This is a genomic window from Arthrobacter sp. TmtSoilC77 (assembly GCF_059739415.1).
This window is the reverse complement of sequence record NZ_AP046050.1, coordinates 4,350,092-4,374,150: the sequence shown is the minus strand read 5'-3', so window position 1 is coordinate 4,374,150 and position 24,059 is coordinate 4,350,092. Positions and strand designations below refer to the sequence as shown.

20 protein-coding genes and 1 pseudogene are annotated in these 24,059 nt (G+C 61.4%); 9 read left to right on the top strand and 12 right to left on the bottom strand.

Features of this window, described 5'->3' with window-relative positions; all coding sequences use genetic code 11:
• Positions 1-6: 6 nt before the first annotated feature.
• Positions 7-141, bottom strand: a pseudogene (locus AC6I99_RS20205) (SDR family oxidoreductase); the annotation flags it as partial.
• A gap of 261 nt (positions 142-402) precedes the next feature.
• Here AC6I99_RS20205 and AC6I99_RS20200 point away from each other — a divergent pair.
• Positions 403-585, top strand: coding sequence for a hypothetical protein (locus tag AC6I99_RS20200; RefSeq protein ID WP_224093471.1), 183 nt, complete (start codon positions 403-405; stop codon positions 583-585).
• A 127-nt stretch (positions 586-712) separates the two neighbouring features.
• Here AC6I99_RS20200 and AC6I99_RS20195 read toward each other — a convergent pair whose 3' ends face one another.
• From AC6I99_RS20195 to AC6I99_RS20175, 5 genes are all read right to left on the bottom strand, one after another.
• Complete coding sequence (locus AC6I99_RS20195; protein WP_224093473.1) at positions 713-1,519, bottom strand: trypsin-like serine protease; 807 nt, start codon at positions 1,517-1,519, stop codon at positions 713-715.
• A gap of 605 nt (positions 1,520-2,124) precedes the next feature.
• Positions 2,125-3,174 (bottom strand): CU044_5270 family protein, encoded by a 1,050-nt coding sequence (locus AC6I99_RS20190; RefSeq protein WP_497944181.1) that lies wholly within the window; start codon positions 3,172-3,174, stop codon positions 2,125-2,127.
• Entirely contained in the window at positions 3,140-3,736 is a 597-nt protein-coding gene (locus tag AC6I99_RS20185) for an RNA polymerase sigma factor (protein WP_224093477.1), read from the bottom strand. Before AC6I99_RS20185 ends, AC6I99_RS20190 begins: the two co-directional genes overlap by 35 nt.
• Before the next feature lie 732 nt (positions 3,737-4,468).
• On the bottom strand, positions 4,469-5,218 hold the full coding sequence (locus AC6I99_RS20180) for an SDR family NAD(P)-dependent oxidoreductase (protein WP_497944182.1): 750 nt from the start codon (positions 5,216-5,218) through the stop codon (positions 4,469-4,471).
• Between the two features lie 11 nt (positions 5,219-5,229).
• Positions 5,230-6,138: a fumarylacetoacetate hydrolase family protein gene (locus AC6I99_RS20175; RefSeq protein WP_224165627.1), complete on the bottom strand. Its 909-nt coding sequence runs from the start codon at positions 6,136-6,138 to the stop codon at positions 5,230-5,232.
• Between the two features lie 145 nt (positions 6,139-6,283).
• On the opposite strand from AC6I99_RS20175, the gene AC6I99_RS20170 reads away from it, so the two are divergent.
• The 8 genes from AC6I99_RS20170 (at position 6,284) to AC6I99_RS20135 (ending at position 14,851) form a co-directional block, all read left to right on the top strand.
• On the top strand, positions 6,284-7,582 hold the full coding sequence (locus AC6I99_RS20170; RefSeq protein WP_497944183.1) for an L-fuconate dehydratase: 1,299 nt from the start codon (positions 6,284-6,286) through the stop codon (positions 7,580-7,582).
• 42 nt (positions 7,583-7,624) lie between these two features.
• Positions 7,625-9,157, top strand: coding sequence for a sugar ABC transporter ATP-binding protein (locus AC6I99_RS20165; RefSeq protein WP_224165625.1), 1,533 nt, complete (start codon positions 7,625-7,627; stop codon positions 9,155-9,157).
• Positions 9,154-10,191, top strand: coding sequence for an ABC transporter permease (locus tag AC6I99_RS20160; RefSeq protein ID WP_224165624.1), 1,038 nt, complete (start codon positions 9,154-9,156; stop codon positions 10,189-10,191). The genes AC6I99_RS20165 and AC6I99_RS20160 overlap by 4 nt, the downstream gene beginning before the upstream one ends.
• A gap of 125 nt (positions 10,192-10,316) precedes the next feature.
• On the top strand, positions 10,317-11,318 hold the full coding sequence (locus AC6I99_RS20155; RefSeq protein WP_497944184.1) for an ABC transporter substrate-binding protein: 1,002 nt from the start codon (positions 10,317-10,319) through the stop codon (positions 11,316-11,318).
• 94 nt (positions 11,319-11,412) lie between these two features.
• Positions 11,413-12,705, top strand: coding sequence for an alpha-L-fucosidase (locus AC6I99_RS20150; RefSeq protein WP_497944185.1), 1,293 nt, complete (start codon positions 11,413-11,415; stop codon positions 12,703-12,705).
• A complete protein-coding gene (locus AC6I99_RS20145; RefSeq protein ID WP_224093482.1) occupies positions 12,698-13,012 on the top strand; it encodes an L-rhamnose mutarotase in 315 nt (104 codons plus the stop codon). Before AC6I99_RS20150 ends, AC6I99_RS20145 begins: the two co-directional genes overlap by 8 nt.
• Positions 13,009-13,989: an aldo/keto reductase gene (locus AC6I99_RS20140; RefSeq protein ID WP_497944186.1), complete on the top strand. Its 981-nt coding sequence runs from the start codon at positions 13,009-13,011 to the stop codon at positions 13,987-13,989. Before AC6I99_RS20145 ends, AC6I99_RS20140 begins: the two co-directional genes overlap by 4 nt.
• The gene (locus AC6I99_RS20135; protein ID WP_224093484.1) at positions 13,982-14,851 is read left to right on the top strand and encodes an amidohydrolase family protein; all 870 of its coding nucleotides are present in this window, start codon (positions 13,982-13,984) and stop codon (positions 14,849-14,851) included. The genes AC6I99_RS20140 and AC6I99_RS20135 overlap by 8 nt, the downstream gene beginning before the upstream one ends.
• 26 nt (positions 14,852-14,877) lie before the next feature.
• Here AC6I99_RS20135 and AC6I99_RS20130 read toward each other — a convergent pair whose 3' ends face one another.
• From AC6I99_RS20130 to AC6I99_RS20105, 6 genes are all read right to left on the bottom strand, one after another.
• On the bottom strand, positions 14,878-15,549 hold the full coding sequence (locus tag AC6I99_RS20130) for a FadR/GntR family transcriptional regulator (protein WP_224093485.1): 672 nt from the start codon (positions 15,547-15,549) through the stop codon (positions 14,878-14,880).
• Between the two features lie 213 nt (positions 15,550-15,762).
• A complete protein-coding gene (locus AC6I99_RS20125) occupies positions 15,763-17,274 on the bottom strand; it encodes an amino acid permease (protein ID WP_224093486.1) in 1,512 nt (503 codons plus the stop codon).
• Positions 17,275-17,416: 142 nt separating this feature from the next.
• Complete coding sequence (locus tag AC6I99_RS20120; protein ID WP_224165619.1) at positions 17,417-18,832, bottom strand: aspartate ammonia-lyase; 1,416 nt, start codon at positions 18,830-18,832, stop codon at positions 17,417-17,419.
• A gap of 13 nt (positions 18,833-18,845) precedes the next feature.
• Entirely contained in the window at positions 18,846-19,871 is a 1,026-nt protein-coding gene (locus tag AC6I99_RS20115) for an asparaginase (protein WP_224093487.1), read from the bottom strand.
• Positions 19,868-20,596, bottom strand: coding sequence for a FadR/GntR family transcriptional regulator (locus tag AC6I99_RS20110; RefSeq protein ID WP_497944188.1), 729 nt, complete (start codon positions 20,594-20,596; stop codon positions 19,868-19,870). Before AC6I99_RS20110 ends, AC6I99_RS20115 begins: the two co-directional genes overlap by 4 nt.
• Before the next feature lie 96 nt (positions 20,597-20,692).
• Positions 20,693-23,932, bottom strand: coding sequence for a DEAD/DEAH box helicase family protein (locus AC6I99_RS20105; protein ID WP_497961655.1), 3,240 nt, complete (start codon positions 23,930-23,932; stop codon positions 20,693-20,695).
• Positions 23,933-24,059: the final 127 nt, after the last annotated feature.

Here is a 24,059-nt window from a genome sequence, read left to right as displayed (position 1 = left end):
GCACCCCTACTGAACCGGCCGCAACCGCGGCCCCTGCATGCCGCCGTCGACGGCCAGCGAGGTTCCCGACGTCGAACCGGACAGCGGGCTCGCGAGGTAGGCGACGGCACCGGCAACCTCGGCAGGGTCCACCATCCGGCCTGACGTGGCTCATTTGCTCAGTGCGTGAGTTTTGGACTCCGGATGGCATCGAGAATGGCTTGTTGCTCGTTGGCGATGTCGGGTGCGAAGGTCTGCGTGTGCCGTTGATGGTGATGGTCGCTGAGCGCCAGATGCCGTCCGCACCCTCCTGATCAATGCCACACCGTGACACTAGATCAAGTTCCATCAGTGCGTGAAAAACTGTACATCCGCAAACATCACCACAGGTCAGCGGCCTGCCGCTCCGCGAGACCACTGCCCGTGAGCCAACTCAGGCCCGAAGCGATTCCTGGGGTGGAGGCGGCGGCGAGGGAGCACCGGCAGGCCGGGCATCGTCTGGATAAGACCGTTGCGGCTGCGAAAGCGGCAGGCGCTTCCTGGACGGATATTGGCCGGGCAGCTGGCATCAGCCGCCAAGCTGGGCAGGTTGCCGTGACGAATTGACAGCACATTAAATGGATATCCTCCTAGCTGCTGCATTGGTTTTCTGAGCAACCAGGAGGACATCCCATATTTAGTTTGTATTAGCGAGCAAACACGTTTGCCCAGCTACCGCTTCCGGAGACTCCCACTAGTCCAGGATCAGCTGCACACCATCGGCGGCTGTGAGTACGGGCGGGAGCTCGTTGCTCGGGCTTGGAGGCATCAATTCTTCCTCTGAAACTGTCCCACGAGCTGCGTACGCTGGCCAGAAGTTCATGCTCGCTCCCCACTGACTCAAAAGAGTGTCTATGGGGATGTAGCAACCGAGAACGGAACCGTTGTAGTTAAGGGCCCCGACGTGCATGCCAACAGCTCGCAGACCTTGGCTGTCCTGTCGCCAAACGGGACCGCCGGAATCACCTCCGGCTCGGGCATAGTTGGCGCAGTAGACGTAAACTCCGTTCCAATCCAAAAAGCGGTATTGGATCGTTCCTTCAGTCCAGCCTGTTGTATTGCCCATCTTGCCGACCGCAGTGCCGAGAGTCTGATCAGCACTGGGCATCTTTCCCGTTACATGTCCGCTGCCAGGAGCATTCCCTGTCTTCGGATCAACAATGGTCTGGTATACGTCGACGCCGGCGTCGGGTCGAACGAGCCCGGAGTCACCGTCAGTGCCGTTGTACTTTCGGTACTCCAGCGTGCCGAACTGGGCGCCCGTGCCGGACACCCGTTCGCCCACAGAAAAGCAATGGCCAGCCGTCAGGATAAAAGTCCCGCTCGTGCCGTTAATGACATAACTGCCGGTACACCAAGGCGAAGTGCCTTTGTACATCGGGTGACCAGCCAAATAGTTGTACCACCCTGCGTGAGCCGGCTGCACGCCGATCACAACGACAAAAAGTGCCGCAATCAGGGCCGAGATCCCAGAGATCCCGCCCTTGATTAACTTCCGCATATTGCCCCCATAATTGAGATTTGGTTGTCGACCACGCCGACTGGAGCAGACTCTAACCTGTTCCTCAGACAATCTGGCTTCGCCACGCCTTTTGCGATCTGGAGCCGCCGTCGTAAGGAAAATACAAGGGCGGAAAGCGGGAGTAACGGGCTCGCTGTTTCTGCCGGTGAACTCGCCTAGGACGCCGCAGCAATGGGAAACTGCTCAATACTGCTTCGCGTGGGCGGGAATTGGCTGGCTAAGTGAAGCCGACGATTCTTCCTCTAACGAAATGATGTTCTGCTGAACGTGCCTCGCGACGTTCGGCGTCCTGTTGCTGTCGAATCGCACAACAAGTTCATAGGGCGTGACAAACGAGAATCACTTTCCGGATACTCTCCAGCACTCCTTCGGTCAAAGATTTCCGAATCTCAAAATCTATGCCAGATTAAAGGGGTTTAGCGTCCCTGGGGTTCATCCCAGCGGTGAGGAGAACCATCATCGCGAGGTAGGCATGCAGGGCCGGTGGACGGACCGTTCGGGCTCAGTCCGTCCACTTGGGGCGGTCATCCCCCAACGGCGACCGCCCCGCCGTGATGTGGGGCAAATCTCTCTGGGGCGACAGCTTAGGGAGCGAAGTCCACCACTGAGGTCCTCAGCGAGGTCCAAGTCGTGACGGTCCCCGCGGGATATCCGGGATAGTCCTTGAGCAACACGGACTGTACCCCGATGACCAGACCCGAGGCAGGATCGATAACGATGTTCGCTCCCGTCACTCCGTCAGATGATGCGATACCGATGGCGATGCCTGTGCGGTCGTCGATCATTGCGTGCCTGTCAGTCACCGTAACGCCGGGAATTAGAGCAGCTGCCTTGTACAGCGCAGCGCGCAGGTCAGCCGGAACGACTCCTGTCCGCAGGCCGTCCGCGATTGCCGTGAAAGCCTCACCGTCGGGAGACTTCCCGGCGCCCTTGATGCGTTCGTAGATCAAATCCAGGAGAGCCCGTGGATCCCTAGGCAGACTCGCGGCCTCCCTTAACGGCGTACCAACGATGACGGTCGGCTCACTCCCATAGAAGACACCTCCCGGGGAACGCAGAATCCCGACGAACTCAGGCTGCCCATCCCACTCGGCTTCCTGAGCCTCACGGACCTCGTCTGGCAGAGCCTTGGCTTCCTCGCTCGGCGAGTCCAAAATCAGGCGAGGTTCCCGGTTCCAGACCCATACATCTGCCCTGTCGGCTGGCACATACATCTGACTGTTTGTGGTCTCTTCCCATCTCACGTCGCTTACATTGGCAGCCTGCCCCCCCGTTCCAAAGACCGACCTCGTTGCGATCTTCAGATACTGGCCGGGTCCCACCACAGGGTCGGACGTTTGAATGGTTGCAGCAGCGGCGTTGTTCAGCACCTCGGCCGCCTCTGCCGTGGTTCCCGGACCTCCAGGTCTGACGACATCGGCAATGACGATACCGCCGACCAACAGCGCGGCAGCGGCAGAAGCGAAAAGGGCACGTCGCCGGAACCGAATAGGCGAAACGGTGGGTTTCCGCTGAGACGCTGAGGTGACGGACGCTTGCACTTTGGCCATGACTTTTTCCCTGCCCCGGGCCAACGTAGCAGGTGCTGAGCCGACATCGCTACGCATCTCGCGGAGCAGCTGAAGGTCGTCCATGGTGGTTCTCCGTTTCGGTAGGTCTTTCAAGGTTGAGCTGGGCTTGAAGTGTTTGCCGCGCACGGTTCAAGCGGGAGCGAACCGTCCCGACCGGAACGCCCATGGCCTGGGCAATGCCTTCGTAAGTCAGATCAGCCCATGCGTAGAGCAACAACGTTTCCCGGTCGATCGCAGCCATATCCCGGAGGGCTTGAGCAATTCTCCCGGTGGCTACCTTGGCGTCGACCTCAGCAGCGATCCGGTCGGAGTCATCGGCTATGGCCTCACTTGAAGCCGTTTTCGCGGCTGTTCTGAGGACGCTGGCTTCGGCCCGGTGATGCTGTCGAAGCAAGTTGGTAGCGATGCCGAACAACCATGGCCGGGCATCGTCCCGGCTCGTGTCGTATCTTTCCAGATGCTCCCAAGCGACCAGGAAGGTTTCCGAGGTAACGTCGTCCGCGGCGAATTCCCCTGCCCTTCTGGCCGCATACCTGTAAATGGCTGAGGCATGCCGATCGTACAGCTCCCCGAAAACTGCGGGGCTGTCCCGGGACCGCCTGATGATTTCGCTGTCTGTGCTCACACTATGTATTGACCGCTGGCCACAAAAGAGTTCACGCAGCGGCCCTTCTTCCTCCCTTGGACCTCGACCACAGACTATCCGTGCCTCGTCATCTCATCTGGGACGCGGCCTTACTCAAGCACTTTGACAAGGTGCAGTGAAGAACCGTCCCACTTGGGTTCTTAGTGGGAACCGCGTGGGAGCGCAGGCGGACCGGGGAGGGTTTGGACGAGTTTCGCAAGGGCAACGGAACTGGTGGTTGCAGTGCAGTGGGATGGAATCGGCCGCAGACCCTTCGGTCGCTGCCCAGCTGTTCCAGCCCGTCAGTCGCCGGGCATCTGCCAGCAGACCGAGCAGACAGGGCGTCGCTCGCTACGCTCACCCGTGCCTGGCACAAACCGAAATGCCACAACAAGCGACAACCGATGGGTACCCCGTAGGCGACACAGGAAGCCGCGCAAGTGGTAGTAAGCTTTGCTCTCATCGGTACGATAACCAGCGCCCCATTGTCACTCGGCATCCAACGTCAAGTATGGACGAGGGGCACGACAGGATAACCACGCCGGATCGGCTGGACGGCTAGCAGTCGGCACAGCCAGCTTCGAGGCCAGGGGTTCCGGCGCCTGCCTCGGAAGGTTCGAAGTCCCACTGTCCATCTCTCTTTTGACACAACACCGCAGCTCAGCGGCCTGCCGGTCCGCGAGACCTGAGCCCGTGAGCCAACTCAGGAGCCATCCCCAACCAACGCACCCCCTACTGAACCGGCCTTAGCCGCAAACCCTGCATGCCGCCGTCGACGGCCAGGGAGGTTCCCGACGTCGAACCGGACAGCGGGCTTGCGAGGTAGGCGACCGCGCCTGCAACCTCGGCAGGGTCCACCATCCGGCCATGAGGTTGACGGGCATTGAGGGCGGCGCGCTCAGCTGCAGGGTCAGCGGCGGAATCCAGGAGGCGCCCCACCCAAGGAGTGTCCACGGTGCCTGGGTTGACGCAGTTCACGCGGATGCCCTCGCGGACGTGGTCGGCAGCCATGGCCAGCGTCAAGGACAGCACCGCACCCTTCGACGCCGAGTACAGCGCCCGCTGGGGCAGCCCGGCGGTCGCGGCAATCGAGCACGTGTTCACGATGGCCGCGGACGGCGACTCGCGCAGGTAAGGCAGCGCCGCTCTGCTGACGCGCGCAATTCCCACGACGTTGATGTTCAGGACCCGGAGCCACTCGTCGTCGTCGTTTGCCGCGATGTCACCTTGGGCGCCTATACCGGCGTTGTTGACCACGATGTCCAGGCGGCCGAACTGCCTGGCAACGGTCTCGACGGCGGAACGCACCGAGGCGTCATCGGCCACGTTGCATTCCACGCCGAAGTGCGGGCTGGTTTCAGGTGCCAGGTCCAGGACGGCGACCTGCGCGCCACCGGCGGAGAGCCGGTGGGCGATGGCAGCACCAATCCCGGAGGCCCCGCCGGTTACGAGTGCTGCCAGACCTTCGAATTCCTGGCCCATAGGGGTTGCCATCAGGCGCTGATGTGGGCAGGGACGGCGGAAACAGTGCCGGCCTGCGCGCGGTAGTATTCCTGGCGCTGCCGGCCCAAGCCGTCGATCTCCAGTTCCACGACGTCGCCGGGCTGGATGTACGGGAACCGACCGGAGAGGGCCACGCCTTCGGGTGTGCCTGTGATGATGACATCGCCTGGCTCCAGAACCATGTACTGGCTGAGGTGGTGGACAATCGTGGCGGGATCGAAAATCATGTCCGAGGTGTTCGAGTCCTGGCGGGCTTCGCCGTTGACCAGGGTCCTCAGCCGGAGGTTGTTGGCATCAACGTCAGCGGCGGGTACAAGCCATGGGCCCAGGGGAGTGGAGGCGGGGAGTGACTTGCCCTTGGTCCACTGTCCGGCGGCTCCGGGAATCTGGTAGTCGCGCTCGGACAAGTCGTTGGCCACTGCGTAGCCGACGATGCATGCTTCGGCCTCGTCCAGGGAGGAAAGGTAGGACGCTTCCTTGCCGATCACGATTGCCAATTCCACTTCCCAGTCGTACTTTTCCGACGACGGCGGGATGGGCGCTGCGTCGAAAGGTCCGCTGATGGTGTTGGACGGCTTCAGGAAAACCACTGGGACCTCGGGCGGCGTGGCCCCTGATTCGGCGGCGTGCGCGGTGTAGTTCAGGCCAATGGCAATCACCGAGCCGGGCCGGGCAATGGGAGCGCCAATGCGCATGCCCTCGACGGAAATTTCCGCAAGTTCCCCGGATTGGAGGGCTGCGCGGGTCCGGGTGAAACCGTCGGAGGCGAGGAAAACGCCGTCGATGTCGTTGGTCAGCGTCGAGAGATCGAAGTACTTCTCTGTGCCGTCGGCGTCTTGGGCGATGACGGCCGGTTGTTCGTTTCCGGCCGTACCCAGCCTGGCGAATTTCAAGGTCATGGCTTCCTCCGTGCGTTTGGGACTAACATCCGAGCTCTAGTGTGCTGTTTCACTACATAATACGGAAATGTGACCCATTGACAAGGTAGACATCGGATGTTTAGCTCTACCTAGATCAACCGCCAGCTGCCAAGCAAGGAGCGCAATGAGCGTCGTCACCGCAGTGGACACTTTCGATATCCGCTTTCCCACCTCACAGGACCTCGATGGCTCCGATGCCATGAACCCGGACCCCGACTATTCAGCCGCGTACCTGATCATTCGCACTGATGCCGGTGACGGCCATGAAGGCCACGGCTTCGTGTTCACGATCGGGCGCGGAAACGAGGTTGAGACGGCAGCCCTCGACGCCCTCCGGGAGCACATTCTGGGCCGTAACGTGGAGGACCTCCTGGGCGACATGGGTGCCACCTGGAAGCTGATGGCCCACGATTCCCAGCTCCGCTGGCTTGGCCCGGAGAAGGGCGTCATACATATGGCCATAGGCGCGGTGGTCAACGCTCTCTGGGATCTGAAGGCCAAGCGGGCAGGCTTGCCGCTCTGGGAACTGCTGGCAGACATGAGTCCCGAGGAGCTCGTGGCATTGGTGGACTTCAGATACCTCACCGACGCCCTCACGCCGGATGAAGCGCTGGCGATCCTCCGGATGGCGGAGCCGGGAAAGGAGCTGCGCAAAGCAGCCCTCCGCGCTGAAGGCTACCCCGCCTACACCACGACGCCGGGATGGCTGGGTTACAGCGACGAGAAACTGACGCGCCTGGCCAAGGAAGCCGTGGCCGATGGGTTTGCGCAGATCAAGCTCAAGGTGGGTGCCTCCTTGGAGGACGATATCCGGCGCGTCGGGATTGCCCGGGCGGCGGTGGGTCCGGACACCAGGATCGCGGTGGACGCCAACCAGCGCTGGGATGTCCAGGAAGCCATCGATTGGATGGCCCACCTGGCTCCCTATGACATCGCCTGGATCGAGGAACCTACCAGCCCCGATGACGTCCTGGGGCATGCGGCCATTGCCCGCGGGGTTGCCCCCATCCCTGTGGCAACAGGCGAGCACGTCCAGAACCGGGTGGTGTTCAAGCAGATGCTCCAGGCTGGTTCCCTCCAGGTCCTGCAGATAGATGCGGCCCGTGTAGCCGGGGTCAACGAAAACATCGCCATCCTGCTGCTCGCGGCCAAGTTCGGGATCCGCGTGTGTCCGCATGCCGGCGGCGTGGGGCTGTGCGAGGCCGTTCAGCACCTGTCCATGTTCGACTTCGTTGCCGTCTCAGGTACCAAGGAAGGCAGGATGATCGAGTTCGTGGACCATCTGCACCAGCACTTCATCACACCTGTGGACGTCCGAAGCGGCGTCTACTGGCCGCCGTCGGCTCCTGGTGCGGGCAACGAAATGGTGCGTGAAACACTGACGGAATACGCCTTCCCCGACGGCCCCGTCTGGGCCCGATAACGTACCGCGACAGCACGTGCACGCTCACAAGGAAGTGATCGCATGACCCAGCAAGCACCACCGCTGCTCTCCCTCCACGGAGTCAGCAAGAGTTTCCCCGGAGTCCGGGCCCTGAACAACATGGGGCTGGAGCTTCGCCATGGTGAAGTCCTTGCGCTCGTGGGTGAGAACGGCGCCGGAAAGTCCACGCTGATGAAGCTTCTATCCGGCATCTACACACCGGACAGCGGCGCCTTCGAGCTGAACGGAACGGCCTTTGTGCCCAACAGTCCCAAGCACGCGCAGGAACTGGGTATCAGCATCATCCACCAGGAATTCAACCTGATGCCGGACCTCACCGTAGCCCAGAACATCTTCATCGGCCGCGAACCCCGGCGCTTCGGAGTGCTGAACGAACGGGCCCTCAACCATCAGGCCCGGGAACTGCTGGACAGGATCGGGCTGCAGCTGAATCCCCGTCAGAAAGTGGGGCAGCTGACGGTCGCCAAGCAGCAGATGGTGGAGATCGCGAAAGCACTGAGCCACGATTCCAAAGTGATCATCATGGACGAACCAACGGCAGCACTGAATGACGCCGAGGTGGCCGCCCTGCACCAGATCATCCGTGGATTCATCTCTCCCACCACAGGCGTCATCTACATCTCCCACAGGATGGACGAACTCAAGCAGATCTCACAGCGCATCACCGTCATCCGCGATGGCGAGTACGTGGACACCGTCAATACAGCGGAAACCACCATGAAGGAAGTCATCTCCCTGATGGTGGGGCGTCGGATTTCAGGAGAACAGCGCCCTACGGCGGTCCCCGCCGAGGTGCGTAACGACGTCGTGCTTTCGGTTGAGGGGTTATCGACGCGAGCCTTGCTGCGGGATGTCGGATTCGAACTGCGACGCGGCGAAATCCTTGGCTTCGCCGGGCTCATGGGCGCAGGTCGGACGGAGGTGGCACGGGCCCTGGTGGGCGCCGATCGTGCCACGTTCACCCGGTTACAGGTACGCGGCGTTGATGCGGCCATCCCGAACCCTGCCGCTGCCGCGAAGCTGGGCATCGGCTACCTGTCCGAGGACCGCAAGCATCTTGGCCTCATGCTTGAGCGCGACGTGAAGGAGAACATCATGCTCTCCTCGCTCGCGGCGAACGCACCGGGCGGTTTCATCAAGGATTCGGCGTTGCGCAGGACCGCTGAGGAATACAGCAGGAAGCTAAGGATCAAAACGCCATCCATCAACCAACTGGCGCGCAATCTCTCCGGCGGCAACCAGCAGAAGATCGTGATCGCCAAGTGGCTGGTCAAGGACTGCGACATTCTCATTTTTGATGAACCCACGCGTGGAATCGACGTTGGTGCCAAGGAGGAAATTTACAGGCTCCTTAACGAACTGGCCGCCGGTGGGAAATCGATCATCATGATCTCCTCGGAGCTTCCCGAGATCCTGCGCATGTCCCACCGGATCGCCGTTATGGCCGAAGGCCGGATCACAGGCTTCCTCAGCAACGCTGAAGCCACCCAGGAACAAATCATGGAGCTGGCCACCCGCCGCGCCATCGCCACACCAGGAGCAATGACAGCATGAGCCTTGTAGAGACCCCCGCGTCCCGCAACCAGGGTACAAAGCCCGGACCCGCCGAACAGAAGCCCGTACGTGACCTGGCAACCCGGTTCCGTTCATCCCTTCAACAGCTCCTGGCCTTCGGTTCACTCATTGTCCTGGTCATCTTTTTCGGTGCGATGAACTCAAGGTTCCTGGTGCCAAGCAATCTTTCGGACATCCTTCTCTCCACCGTCGTGATCGGGTTGCTGGCCCTGGGCGCGACGTTCGTGATCATTACCGGAGGCATTGATCTCTCCGTAGGCACCGGGATGAGCCTGTGCTCAGTCATGACGGGCGTGGTCCTGACCTATCTCGGCCTGCCGCTGTGGGCCGGCGTCATTGGCGGCATCCTGATGGGAGCCGTGATCGGTGCCGTCAATGGGTTCCTCATTTCGTTCCTGAAGATCCCACCGTTCATTGCCACCTTGGCCACGATGCTCGTAGCACAGGGCATGGCCCTGGTGGTTTCCGGAACCAAACCCATCTATTTCACCAGCACTGAAGGCTTCGCCAACCTTGCCCTCGGCAAGCCCATCCCCGGCCTGGTAGTTCCCAACGCAGTATTCATCTTCTTCGCGGTGGCCGTACTGGCCGGACTCGTCATGAGCAAGACGCTCTTGGGCCGCTATACCTTCTCCATCGGTTCCAACGAGGAAGCAACAGCACTTTCCGGCATCAACGTGCGGAACTGGAAATTGTGGATCTATACGGCCGCCGGAGCCTTCACAGGCCTGGCCGGCGTCATCATCGCAGCCCGCCTGAACTCCGCCCAGCCGGGGCAGGGCATGGGCTACGAACTGCAGGCTATTGCCGCCGTCGTGATCGGTGGAACATCCCTGGCCGGAGGCAAAGGCTCCATCGTCGGAACGGTGATCGGCGCCCTCATCATGTCCGTCCTGACCAACGGCCTGCGCATTATCTCCGTGCCGCAGGAATGGCAGAACGTGGCCATCGGCGTCGTGATCCTCGTGGCGGTCTATCTGGACATGCTGCGCAGGAAGGAGACCACCAAATAGCCCCTGCGCTTCGGCTCCAACCACCCGCTTCCGCTCCAACCACCCGCTTCCGCTCCACCCAATCGCATCCTCTCCAGAACGCATCTTCTCCAGAACGCATCCTCAGAAAAAGGGAGTCTTCAATCGTGAGCAAGTCCATCCACAACCGCCGTTCCTTCCTTACCCTCACTGGCCTCGCCCTCGGTGCCGTCGCCATCGCCGGCTGCGAGGCACCGGCCGGATCCGCCTCCGCCAGCGGAGCAGCAGCCAACGGCGCCAAGCCGTACATCGCCGTCGTGTCCAAAGGTTTCCAGCACCAGTTCTGGCAGGCCGTCAAGCAAGGAGCGGACAAGGCTGCCAAGGAATTCAACGTCGAGATCAGCTTTGAGGGCCCGAACACCGAGAAGGACGTCGACCAGCAGATCCAGATGCTCACCACGGCCCTGGGCAAATCGCCTGCAGCCATCGGCTTCGCAGCGCTGGACTCACAGGCCGCCACGCCCCTCCTGGAGCAGGCCAAGAGCAAGAACATCCCGGTCATTGCGTTCGACTCCGGCGTTGACTCCACCATCCCGGCCACCACGGCTTCCACCGACAACAAGGCTGCAGCAGCTGAGGCTGCCAAGCACCTTGCTGAACTGATTGGCGGATCAGGGGAAATCGCCATCATCGGCCACGACCAGACGTCCAAGTCCGGCACGGACCGTCGGGACGGCTTCAAGGAATACATCGAAAAGAACAACCCCGGGGTCAAGATCGTCGCCATCCAGTACGCCGGTGGTGACCAGCTGCTCTCGGCAGACGCTGCCAAGGCGATCATCACCGCCAACCCCAACCTCAAAGGCATGTACGGAACCAACGAAGGTTCGGCAATCGGCGTCGTCAAGGCCGTGGAGGAGCTTGGCCTCAAGGGCAAACTGACGATCGTCGGATTCGACTCGGGCAAGGCGCAAATTGACGCCATCAAGTCCGGACTCATGGCAGGCGCCGTCACCCAGAACCCTGTTGGCATCGGCTATGAGACGATCAAGGCCGCCGTTGCCGCGATCAAGGGTGAGAAGTTGCCGGGCAAGATCGACACCGGCTTCTACTGGTACGACGCCAAGAACATCGACTCCGAGACCATTAAGCCCAACCTCTACCAATAGAATCAGCCCGGATTGGGAAGCACTGCGCGGCTCCCAATCCGGGCCTGACGCTCCAAAAAGCACTGCCAAATCCCGGCACACGGAAGGTATCCCGTTGATCCAGCACGCACCTTGGTTCGAAGAGGCACGCTTTGGCATGTTCGTACACTGGGGCCTGTACGCCCTGCCCGCCCGGCACGAGTGGGTGATGAACCGCGAGGAAACCACTGTGGAGGAGTACTCCAAATACTTCCGGCGCTTTGACCCCGATCTCTACGATCCCCGCGGGTGGGCACGGGCCGCGCGCAGGGCCGGCATGAAGTACGTGGTCCTCACCACCAAGCATCACGATGGCTTCTGCCTATGGGACTCAGCTCTGACGGACTACAAAGCCACCAACACCCCAGCGGGCCGTGACCTGATTGCACCCTACGTGGACGCGCTGCGGGCTGAAGGACTCAAAGTCGGTTTCTACCACTCGCTGATCGACTGGCACCATCCGGACTTCACCATCGACGGCGTGCACCCCCAACGCAACGCAGCCGACGTCGAAAACCTCAACGCCGGACGCGACATGGCACGCTACCGCGAGTACCTGCACGGACAGGTGCACGAGCTCCTGGGCAACTACGGCACCATCGACTACCTGTTCTTCGATTTCTCCTACGCAGGAGACGGACACTCAGAGTTCTGGGGCGGCAAGGGTGCCAAGGACTGGGACTCCGAAAACCTGCTCGCCATGGTGCGGGAACTGCAGCCCGGCATAGTGGTCAACGACCGCCTTGGTATCCCCGGCGACTTCGTCACCCCCGAGCAGTACCAGCCGGCCGGACCCATGATGGTCGACGGCGTCCCCGTCACTTGGGAGGCCTGCCAGACCTTGAACGGCAGCTGGGGTTACGACCGCGACAACCTCAACTACAAATCCGTGGACCTGCTCATCCGAATGCTGGTGGATTGCGTCTCCAAAGGCGGCAACCTGCTGCTTAACGTAGGCCCAACAGGCCGGGGCAGCATCGACCCCCGGGCGCTCGCCTCCCTTGAAGGCATCGGCGAGTGGATGGAACTGCATTCCCGCTCGATTTACGGCGCGGGGACTTCGCAGTTCACAGCACCTGCGGATGCCCGCTACACCCAGCGCGGGGACCGCCTGTACGTGCATCTCTTCGCCTGGCCCTTTGAATACGTCCATCTCCCGGACCTGGCCGGCAAAGTGGAGTATGCCCAACTCCTCAACGACGCATCCGAGGTCTTCCTCCAACAGGTGGACCCCGCACAGCAGGCCATGAACATGACCCCCGGAGGCCAACCAACCGGGACCCTGACCATCAAGCTCCCCGTCCAGCGGCCCGACGTCGCTGTGCCCGTGCTTGAACTTTTCCTGAAGCCGGGGAATCTCAATGACTGAAAGCATCGCCCTCCACACCCGGCTCAAACCCGGAACCGAAGAGGCATACGCAGACGCCCACGCGAACATCCCGCCCGAACTCGTTGAAGCCCTCAAAGGAGCCGGCGTACGGAATTGGCGGATCTGGCGCAGCGGGCTGGACCTTTTCCACGTGGTGGACGTCGAGGACTACCAAGCCATGCGCCATGCGCTCGCGGATCATCCGGCGAACGTTCCCTGGCAGGCCCGGATGGCAGAACTTCTTGAGGTTCAGGACGATTACTCCGGAAACGATTCGGGTATCCAGAAAGTATGGGAACTGCCATGAACTCTGAACCACTGACTCTCGGCAGGCTCGGATTCGGTGGGGCCGGCATCGGAAACCTGTACAAAGCCATCCCGGATGGGGAAGCGTTGGCTACTGTCCTGGCGGCCTGGGATTCAGGTGTCCGCTATTTCGACACCGCACCCCACTACGGCCTGGGCTTGTCCGAGCAGAGATTGGGCGCTGTCCTCCGGGACAAACCCCGGGAAGAATTCGTCATCTCCACTAAAGTGGGCCGCTTGCTGGAAGCCAACCCCGATGCCGGCTCGGCAAAGGACGGCCCGGCAGCGGCCGGCTCGGCAAAGGACGACGAGGGCTTCGACGTCCCCGCTACCAGCAGACGCGTATGGGATTTCACCGAAGCCGGCATCCGGCGCAGCATCGAGGACTCCCTGGAACGCCTGGGCCTGGACCATGTGGATATCGCATACCTCCACGATCCCGATGTCCACGATCTCCAGAAGGGCATCTCCCACGCCCTTCCAGCGCTGGAGAAACTGCGCGCCGAGGGCTTGGTCAAAGCCATCGGCGTCGGCACCAACTCCGCGGAAGCAGCCTTGGAATGTGTCGAGGCCGCGGACCTGGACCTCATCATGCTCGCAGGACGCTACACGTTGCTTGAGCAGCCCAGCGTCCCGCTGCTTGACCGCTGCGTGGAGCAGCGCACCGGCGTCGTGGATGTTGGCGTCTACAACTCCGGGCTGCTGGCCCGTCCCGAAGTCCCCGACGACGCGCATTACAACTACGACCGCGCACCGCGTGCAGTGGTTGAGCGTGCGCGTGCGCTCGCGGGCGTCTGCAGCGACTTCGGGGTGGAACTCCCGACGGCGGCACTCCAGTTCCCCTTGCGGCATCCGGCCGTGGTGAATGTGACAGTCGGGGCCAGCAGACCTGAACAGGTCACTTCGAACGCCAGCCGTATGCAGGAATCCGTGCCCGAAGAATTGTGGGACGCGTTGGAGGCCCTGCGGCGTGATTGACGCGCATCTGCACCTCTGGAATCTCGATACCTTCGTAACGGGAGGTGTCCGGCCCTACTCATGGCTCGGCCCGCAGCACGGTGGGCTGTTCCGCAGCTTCGGCGAGGATGAGGCCGCAGAGGTCCTGGCCGCAGCGGGGGTGAGCGGAGCGGTGATGGTCCAGGCCGACGACACGGTTGCTGACACCGAGAGCATGCTGGGGGTGGCGTCGCGCAATCCGTGGGTACTCGGCGTCGTGGGGTGGATCCAACTCGACTCTCCCGCGGAAGCCGCGTCCCAACTGGACCGCTTCGCCACTCATTCCGTCTTCAGGGGCGTGCGGCATTTGGTGCACGATGATCCCCGGGATGACTTCCTTGACCTGCCCCCGGTACGCGAATCCCTGGCCCTGCTTGCCGCACGCGGCCTGGCCTTCGACGTCCCCGATGCCTTCCCACGTCATCTGGGAGGCACTGTACGGCTTGCCCGCGAACTTCCTGAGCTGACCGTGGTCCTGGATCATCTCGGCAAGCCACCCCTTGCCGACGCCGCTGCGATGGACCTTTGGCGCGCTGATTTTCGAGAACTAGGGCGTCTGCCCAACACCGTGGCCAAGTTGTCCGGCTTGCACTTGCCCGGCGTGGAATATTCCGCAGATTCGTTGCGGCCCTTGTTCGACGAAGCGCTGGAGGCCTTCGGTCCCGATCGCTTGATGATCGGCAGCGACTGGCCGGTCAGCACACTGGGTGCGCCTTACGGCCGGACCTTGGATGTGTTGTTGGAACTCATCTCTTCACTGAGCGTCCCTGAACAGGATGCCGCGCTCGAGGCGACAGCAATCCGCACCTACGGGCTGCCGGTTACGCCGCTTCCACAGGATTAGCTCCCAAGGATTAGGACTTCCTCGGACTAGAGGGCCTGCCGCAGCCAGTTCTCCACGCCGCTGATGTGGACAGTCACCAGGGCCCGGACCAGTTCGGCATCGCCGCGTTCCAGGGCGTCGGCGATAGCGCGGTGTTCTGCCAGCGTATGCGCCACAGCTTTTTCCTGCGTCAGGCCACGCCAGATCCGGGCTCGGACCGTACTGCTGGACAGGGCTTCCAAGAGGCTGCCAAGGTAGTCGTTCCCCGCAGCTTCGGTGATGATTCGGTGGAATTCGAGATCGTGGGCTACGAGTTCCTCGACGTCCGTGTTTTCATCGATGCCGTCCATGGTGGCCCGGAGCGCCATGAGCTCTGCCGGCCCGATCTTGCCGGCAGCGAGGTGGGCGGTGGCCGGTTCAAGGATTCGTCGGACCTCAAAGAGTTCCAGGATGGAGCGGTCCTGATGCAGGTCAACCACAAATGCCACGGCTTCGTTAAGCAGCTTGGCATCGAGGCTGGTGACGTAGGTTCCGTCGCCGCGGCGGACGTCGAGCACGCGGATCAGCTCCAGTGCCTTCACCGCCTCACGCAGTGAACTGCGCGAAAGGCCGAGCCGCTCGCTCAGTTCCTTCTCGGGCGGAAGCCGATCCCCGGCCTTGAGTTCCCCGCGGATCAGCATGTCCTTGATCTTGCCAATCGCCTCATCTGTGACAGCCATGGATCCATAGTAGTCGCGAATCATCGGATGTTTGGCTTAGGCGCGCTCTCACCCAACTACGTAGCAGCAGATGCCCTTTTGAGCGCTCAAAACGGCATCTGCTGCTACTTACTTGGGTTCGTTAACCAACGACGGCGGCACTTGCGTTCCGTTGTTACGGAACCCAGGTGCCGCCGTCGGGCGTTACTTGGAACTGGCGCTATTGGGGACCTTTTAGGAGTCGCCGCCGCGCATGGGGCGGTTGGCAATAACCGGGGCGCTGCCGGTGTAGCCGTCGCGGGTCGCAGCAAGCTCGTGGATCTGCTTGCGGCACAGGTACCAGCCAACCACCATCAGTGCGCATGCGATCGCCGTGACCAGCATGGTGAGCGGGGAGTCGATGAAGACCATCACCAGCACGCCTACCAGGAACAGGAGCGAGAGGTAACCGGTGTACGGCGCACCAAACATCCGGAAGGACGGGCGCTTGAGCCAGCCCTTGTCCGCCCAGCGTTTGAGTTGCATCTGGCACAGGACGATGGTGGCCCACGTGACGATGATGCCCACGGAAGCAACGTTCAGGACGATTTCGAACGCCTGTGACGGGACGAGGTAGTTCAGCGGAACGCCGAGGAGCGAGACACCTGCCGTGATCGCAATGCCACCGTAGGGGACACCGGCCTTGTTCATGCGCTGGGCAAACTTCGGGGCGGACCCTGCAACGGACATCGAGCGCAGGATACGGCCGGTGGAGTACAGGCCGGCGTTCAGCGAAGACAGCGCGGCGGTGAGGACCACGAGGTTCATGATCACGTCCACGCCCTGGATGCCGATGGAACCGAAGAACGTCACGAACGGGCTGACGCCCTTCTCGTAGGACGTGTAGGGGAGCAGCAGAGCGAGCAGGATGACCGAGCCAACGTAGAACACTGCGATACGGAAGACCACGGAGTTGATGGCCTTGGGCATGATCTTCTCAGGGTTCGGAGTTTCACCGGCGGCGGTGCCGATGAGCTCGATCGATGCGTAAGCGAACAGCACACCCTGCATGAGGATGATCATGGGAAGGATGCCATTGGGGAAGATGCCGCCGTTGTCGGAGAGGAGGCTGAAGCCAACTTCCTGGCCCTCCACCGGGGTGCCGAAGATGACGAAGTAGCTGCCTACCACCAGGAAGGCCACCAGAGCAGCGACCTTGACCAGGGCGAACCAGAATTCAAGCTCGCCAAAGACCTTGACCGAAACCAGGTTCAGGCTCAGGACCACGACAAGTGCGATAAGCGCCCATGCCCACTGTGGAACTACGCCGATCCACGGGACGTATTTGCCGAAGAAGTTCATGTACAGCGCCGCTGCTGTGATGTCCACGATGGTGGTGGTGGCCCAGTTGATCCAGTAGAACCAGCCGGAAACGAAAGCTGCCTTCTCACCGAAGAACTCACGGGCGTAAGAAACGAAGGATCCAGACGAGGGGCGGTGGAGAACGAGTTCACCGAGAGCGCGGAGGATCAGGAATGCGAAGAAGCCACATACGGCATACGCGATGACGAGCGAAGGGCCCGCAGCGTTGAGGCGGCCACCAGCGCCGAGGAACAGCCCGGTGCCGATTGCACCGCCGATCGCGATCATCTGGATCTGGCGGGGCTTCAGATCCTTGTGGTAGCCCTTGTCCTCCTTGTGGAGGGCTTTCTCGCTGGCATGCGCTTGGGCCGGGACCGTGTGGTCCGTGATGGGTGGGTTGGTCATTGGAATCCTTAGGGGTGTCCTGTTGGGGGTGTCCTGGACGCGTCCGATCGGGGGCCGGAGCGCAGGACAGGGCCTCGTGGGGGTGTGCCTTATCGGGCGGGACGGCTCTCTTGAGCCGCTGGGCTTACTGGCCGGATTCGGCTTACTTGCTAAGGTTTGCCAGACGTTCCGGGCTGAGCAGTTCCTCAAGCTGGGCAGCAGTCAGCAGACCGTGCTCCAGGACGAGTTCTGCAACACCCTTGCCGGTAGCCAGCGCTTCTTGGGCGATGGCCGTGGCGGAGGCATAACCGATGTGGGGGTTCAATGCCGTGACGAGACCGATCGACTGCTCCACGGTAAGCCGTAGCCGTTCGGTGTTTGCTGTGATGCCCCGGACGCAGCGTGCCGTAAGGGTGCGGCACGCTGCTTCCAGGTGGGAGATGCTCTTGTGCAGGCTGTGCACAATGATCGGTTCGAAGGCGTTCAGCTGAAGCTGGCCCGCCTCCGCGGCCATGGTGACTGTGACATCGTTGCCGATGACTTCGTACGCCACCTGGCTGACCACTTCCGGGATCACCGGATTGATCTTGCCGGGCATGATCGACGAGCCGGACTGAACAGCCGGCAGGTTGATCTCGCCCAAACCCGCACGCGGTCCAGAGGACAGCAGGCGGAGGTCGTTGCAAATCTTGGAGAGCTTCACTGCCACACGCTTGAGGACGCCTGACAGATGAACGAAAGCGCCAACATCCTGGGTGGCCTCAATGAGGTCCGCCGACGTCAGGAGCGGAAGGCCAGTGATTTCGGCCAGGTGACGGCAGGCGGCATCTGCGTAACCGACTGGCGCGTTCAGGCCTGTGCCAATAGCGGTCGCCCCAAGGTTGATCTCGTGGATCAGCATGTGGGACTCGTCCAAGCGGGCACGGTCCTCGCCAATGGTCACGGCGTACCCACCGAATTCCTGGCCCAAGGTCATGGGAACGGCGTCCTGAAGCTGGGTGCGGCCCATCTTCACAACCGTGCGGAATTCACGGCCCTTCTCGGCAAAGGCCAACTCGAGTTCTTCCAGAGCGAGGAGGAGTTCCTTCACAGAGAAGATCGTGGCGAGGTTCACCGCCGTCGGGTAGACGTCGTTGGTGGACTGGCTCAGGTTGACGTGGTCATTGGGGTGCAGCTTTGAGTAATCGCCCTTGGGGTGGCCAAGGATTTCCAGTGCACGGTTGGCAATGACCTCGTTTGCGTTCATGTTGGAGCTGGTGCCCGCGCCGCCCTGGATCACGTCCACCATGAACTGCTCCTGGAGCATGCCATCCATGACGTCCTGGCATGCCTGGTCAATGGCTCCGGCGCGTTCGGCATCCAGGAGGCCGAGCTCATGATTCGTGCGGGCCGCCGCTTGCTTTACCGCGGCGAGGCCGCGGACCAGATGGCGGTTCGTGGACAGAGGCTGTCCTGTGATGGGGAAATTCTCGATGGCCCGCAGGGTGTGGACGCCCCAGTAGGCGTTCCCGGGAATATCGCGGTCCCCCAGGAGGTCGTGTTCGGAACGGATGGGGATCGCCTGATCGACGGTGGTCATAGCTGTCCTTGGTTTAGTTCTTGCTGAAAAATTGCGCTGCGCGGAGCTCGCCGACCGGAAGGCCGCCTCCCAACACCGGTGGGCTTTGAAGCGTGTCCAGGCTGCCGCCGTCGACGCCCAACTGGCGGAGAACCTCAACGGTGACGGGCATGCGCGCGCGGTCACCGCCGTCGGAAATCTTCACGGCCACGCCGCGGCCGTCCGGCAAGCCCACCAACTGGAGGCCTTCAAAACCGTCCTTGGCCAGCAACCCCGGGACTGCGCGCATCAGCGCAGTGACGTCGCGGCCTTCCCCGGCCACCATCTCCGGGAAACGGCGCATGGCGTGGGCAACCTTGCCTTCGACGGTGCTTTGGTCAGCGGCGGCGAGGCGGCCATAGGCGCGGGCCATGCCGTGAAGCGTGTGGGCAAAAAGGGGCGTACCGCAGCCATCAGTGCTCACTGCGGCTGCATCCTCGCCGGTCAGTTCGGTGATGGTGTCACGAACCAGGACCTGAAGCGGGTGCTCCGGGCTGAGGTAGCCCTCCACGGGCCAACCGTTAATAACGCACACTGCGGTCATGGACGCGTGCTTGCCGGAGCAGTTCTGGGCAAGTTGGGTTGGGCCGTTGCCAGCGCGGAGCCATTCTTCGCGCTCAACGACGCCGTATGGCAGGTCAGTGCTGTTGCCCAGTGCCGCTTCGGTCAGGCCGTGAAGCGCCAGGATCTCGGCGGCGCCGTCGCGATGCGCTTTGCTGCCCGAGTGGCTGGCCGCCGTCAGGGCGAGGAGGTTCTGGGGGATGTCCAAGCCCGCGCGGAGGAGGGCAACGGCCTGCAGCGGCTTAAGGGAGGAACGCGGATACATCGGCGCGTCCGGCTCGCCGGCTTCGATGGCACTGCTGCCATCGGCGTTCAGGGCGATCAGCGATCCATAGTGGATGCTCTCCACCAAGCCGTCGCGGGTCTGTTCGACGAGCGGGACGTGGTTGGGTGTTCTCTGTGCTGTTTGGGCCGCTGCTGCCGCGGTCGCTTGAGGCATGGTGTCCTTTGGGTGGTTCATTTGCTGAGGATCGTGTCCAGTGCGACGCTGACGGCCTGAAGGTGATCGGCCATCGCTTTGCTCGCTGCTTCGGCGTCGCCTGCTTCGATTGCGTTCAGCACGGCAACATGTTCGTCGTCCGAGCGGTGTTGCCGGTCAGCGACGAGGTTGAGGGTTTCGGATTGGTGGGCCAAGGCGTCGCGGATATCGGAGACGACGCTGGCGAACACCCGGTTGCCACTGGCCCGGGCGACGGCGGAATGGAAGCTGGCGTCCAGGTTCACCCACGCTTCGGGATCGTTCTCGTTGAGCATTTCCTGGACGATGTCCTTCAGGTGCTCAAGTTCTTCCTCAGTGCGGCGCTGGGCTGCCAGTCCGGCCGCGGGTATCTCAATGTGCGGACGTGCCTCGTTCAGATCACGCGCACTGTACTGGCCCAAGGTAAGGTCATTGGCGACCTTGTTGGCCACAATGAACGTGCCCTTACCGGTCTTGGTCACAGTCAAGCCCAGCGTGTTGCAGGACCGTAGGGCTTCGCGAATGACCGAGCGGCTCACGCCATACTGGGCTGCCAGCGTTGCTTCAGAACTCAGCTTGGTGCCGATATCGAACTGGCCGCCCTCGATAGCCCTTCTGAGTGCCGCGAAGACAGCCTCAGCCGCGGAAATGCGCGAGATCGGCGTATGCCCAGCGGAAGAGCCCTGAGGGGCTGGCTGTCCGGCTGTCCGGCTGTCTGACAGGTTCACGTTATCGAATATGGCACGGGTCACAAGGCTGTGTCAACGCTGAAAGATTCGCTTCACGCTTTGGGGCCGGGGCGCTCCGCTGATTGCGGCGGGGACCTAGCTCACGCGCGCATGACCCTCGATAGACCGGAGGATGCCGAACAGCTTCACCACACCTTCGTCGCCGAACAACACGTCAGGACCGGACGGTGCCAACTCGTTGTAGGGGGAATCGAAGAGGGCAGCGGGATCCACTCTCCCGTTCTCCACCAGATGGTTGGTCAGGACTTGGAGGAAGTCGAGTTGCTGTGCCGTCAGAGTGGTGTCGGCAACGAACTCCGACAGTGCTTCCTCCACTGCATCGCGGTCGAGTCCGACAAGGGAGCGTACGAAGACACCTAAGCCGTCGCTTGCTGCACGGTCCAGGTCTTGCGAGGACCCCAAACCACTTTCGAGCAGGATGCGCTCGAGCTCGGCGATATCCAAAGCCGTTAGCTGTTTGTTCCTGCGGAGACGTTGGATGGTGGTGTGCTGCTGATGCTGCGCGAGGTAGAGGCGTGTTTTCTCTCGGTATCGGACTAGGTCCACGGTGCCATTGCTGGCTCCGGCGAGTTCCATCTCTTCCAGTTCGCCGAGTTCGTCCTGGAAATTTGTGTAAACGACGTTGCGTTTGCGCTTCTCGATGAGGTGAACAAGTTCGCGAAGCCTGAGCCTGATATCTTCCAGCCACTCAGCCGATATTGAGTCCCACTCACCGTCGTCCAGGATTGTTTCGAGCAGAGGCAATTGGGCTGCAATGGCGGGAATGTTTGGCTGGTCTTGCAACGCCGTCGCAACCGCCTGGATCTTCTTGCAGTAAGGAGCTAAGCCCCGGCCCTCCAGTACGGCAAGCTCTGTCTGGAGCACCAAGTAGTCGAAGCGCTTGGCCTCTTCCGTATCCGGCAGGGCTCCTATGGACGCCAGCCGCGCAATATCTGACTCAAGAGCGCTGAAGTCTTCCGCCTTGAGGGAATCCCAAGCGGATGCATGAGTGAACCTTTCTACCCACTTGCGTACAGGCTTCACCAGGAAGTTGTCGTGCGGCAGCCGGTCGACGGTGTGCTTCAGGGTTTTCCTCAAGTCCGCAACGTATGGAGCATCGGCGTCCCACGAAAGGTCGGCGGCAAGACGCAAGAGTTGGACGCGGGTAGCGAACGTGCTCTCTGCTAGGGACTTGCGCAGGGACCCTTCGTTGCCTGGCATTCCGGCGTTGAAATACTCTGCATTGCGGCAGATGTCGAAGATGAAGAAGTCTTTTTTGTCTTCCCCAGGGCCGAATAGATCCGGGCAGAGCCGTGTTCCGCGTCCCACCATCTGCCAGAACTTCGTTTTGGATCTAACCATTTTGAAGAAGACAAGGTTGACGGCTTCCGGCACGTCCACTCCGGTGTCCAGCATATCCACAGAGATCGCGATGTGCGGGTTTCCGTCTCGGGTGGAAAACTCTTCGATGAGTGCCTGGGCATAGTTCACCTGGTAGGTAATTACCCGAGCGAAGTGTCCCTTGTAGTTTGGGTAATTCTTATCGAAGCGGGCTGCGATGAAGTCTGCATGTTGGTTGTTCTTCGCGAAGATAATGGTCTTCCCAAGTCGGTCCCCTCCGGCAACCTTATGGCCGTGGGTCATGAGCACTTCCAGGGCCTTGTCGACGGTGTCGGTGTTGAACAGCCAGGAATTGACTACGGCTGGATCGACGAACTCCGGGATCTCACCGTCTTCGTTCCATTCGAGCTCGTCCCATTGCTCCTTTTCGCTGTCGGGTAGGTCGTCATAGGAGATGCCTTCATAGGGGAATTTAAGCGGCACGGGAATTACGCGAGGGGGCACGAGGTAGCCAGCCTCGATTGCTTCATTGAGTTCGTAAGCAAAAGTAGGGACGTTGTCTTCGATGCCGAAAAGACTGTAAGTATTCCGGTCCACTTCTGACTGGGGAGTGGCTGTAAGGCCAATGAGTAGGGAATCAAAGTACTGGAAGATCGCACGGTACTTCTGATAGATGGAGCGGTGAGCCTCGTCAATGATGATGAGATCGTAGTGGCCCACTCCAAACTTGCGTTGACCCAGGTTTCCCTCGGTCTGATTGATGAGGTTCATCATTGTGGGATACGTGGCGACGTGGATGCGGCTGTCAGCTTCGTCACCGGAGCCAAGTATCACTGGCCCGGAACCGGGCAGGTGGGTCTTGAATGCATTTGCTGCCTGCCTTACCAAAGTGACGCGGTCGGCCAGGAAGAGAACACGCTTAGCCCAGTTGGCTTCCTGCAGCAGCTTGGCGAGTGCGACGACGGTGCGCGTCTTGCCGGTGCCGGTTGCCATGACCACAAGAGCCTTGCGTTCACAGTCATTCTCATAAGCCTCTGTTACGGCTCGGATGGCATTGTGCTGGTACGGCCGTTCGACAATCGAGTTGTCGATTTGCTGCTCGGCCAAGGGTTTACGGATTTCCCGCCGATTCACGAACAGCTGGAGTTGATCCCGCGTGTGGAACCCTTGGACAGTCCGTTCGGGGTACATGGAGTCGTCCCAGATCCATGTTTCATAGCCGGACGTGTAGTAGATGATAGGTCGCCGGCCGAAACGTCGTTCGAGACAGTCAGCGTAGAGCTTTGCCTGCTGCTTCCCGACGTGAGGGTCCTTCGTCGTACGTTTCGCTTCGACGACCGCCAGAGGCAGCCCATCTGCACCCCACAGGACGTAGTCGACATACCCGATGCCGCTCAGCGTGCCGCTTGAAGTGGGCATGGTGTCTACCTTGAATTCACGATCTTCCGGGCTGGAGAGTGGCCACCCGGCTTCGTTGAGATCAAGGTCAATAAGGTGTCGGCGAGTAAGGGCTTCGTCATAGTCGTGCTGGTCAGGGACGGATTGGTTCTGCTTCTTGACCTGTGCAATCTCCGCCTGAAGCTGTATCAGCTGTGCGTTGAGATCTGCAGATTCCGCTGTCGCCTTAGCAAGGGCTTCGTCTTTGGCCTTGAGTTCTTCTTGAAGCTTCTGGAGTTGCTCGGGTGACTGCTGCGGGACAGGCGACTTGGGAACCGGAGCGAGAACCGCGGCGTCGAATACTAACGACGGCGGCAGTTGGCTTCCGTTCTTGGCGTAGTTTCGGGCGAGCCAGTAGCAAACGTGGTGGAGCTCGCGTAGGACGAGTTCTGCACCTTGAACCGTGGGTCCCACAGGGTTGTGGACCGCATTGTTTCCGGCTTTGCGAATAATGGTGAACTTGTTGCCGATGGCGCCGCCCACGAGCCGCTTGAAGGCAGGCTCGTTTAGAAGCGCATTGAGATCGTCTTTGTAGGGAAGCTCTAGTGCCGCTTCCACCTTGTAAAGCCATTCAACAAGGCGTTCGACTGTGTAGCGGGCGTAGAACACGGACGCTCGGGGATCGATGGGGCAAACTGCTCAGCGCGTCTGGCCTGCTGTGCCAAGTCCGGCCATTCGGCCAGCA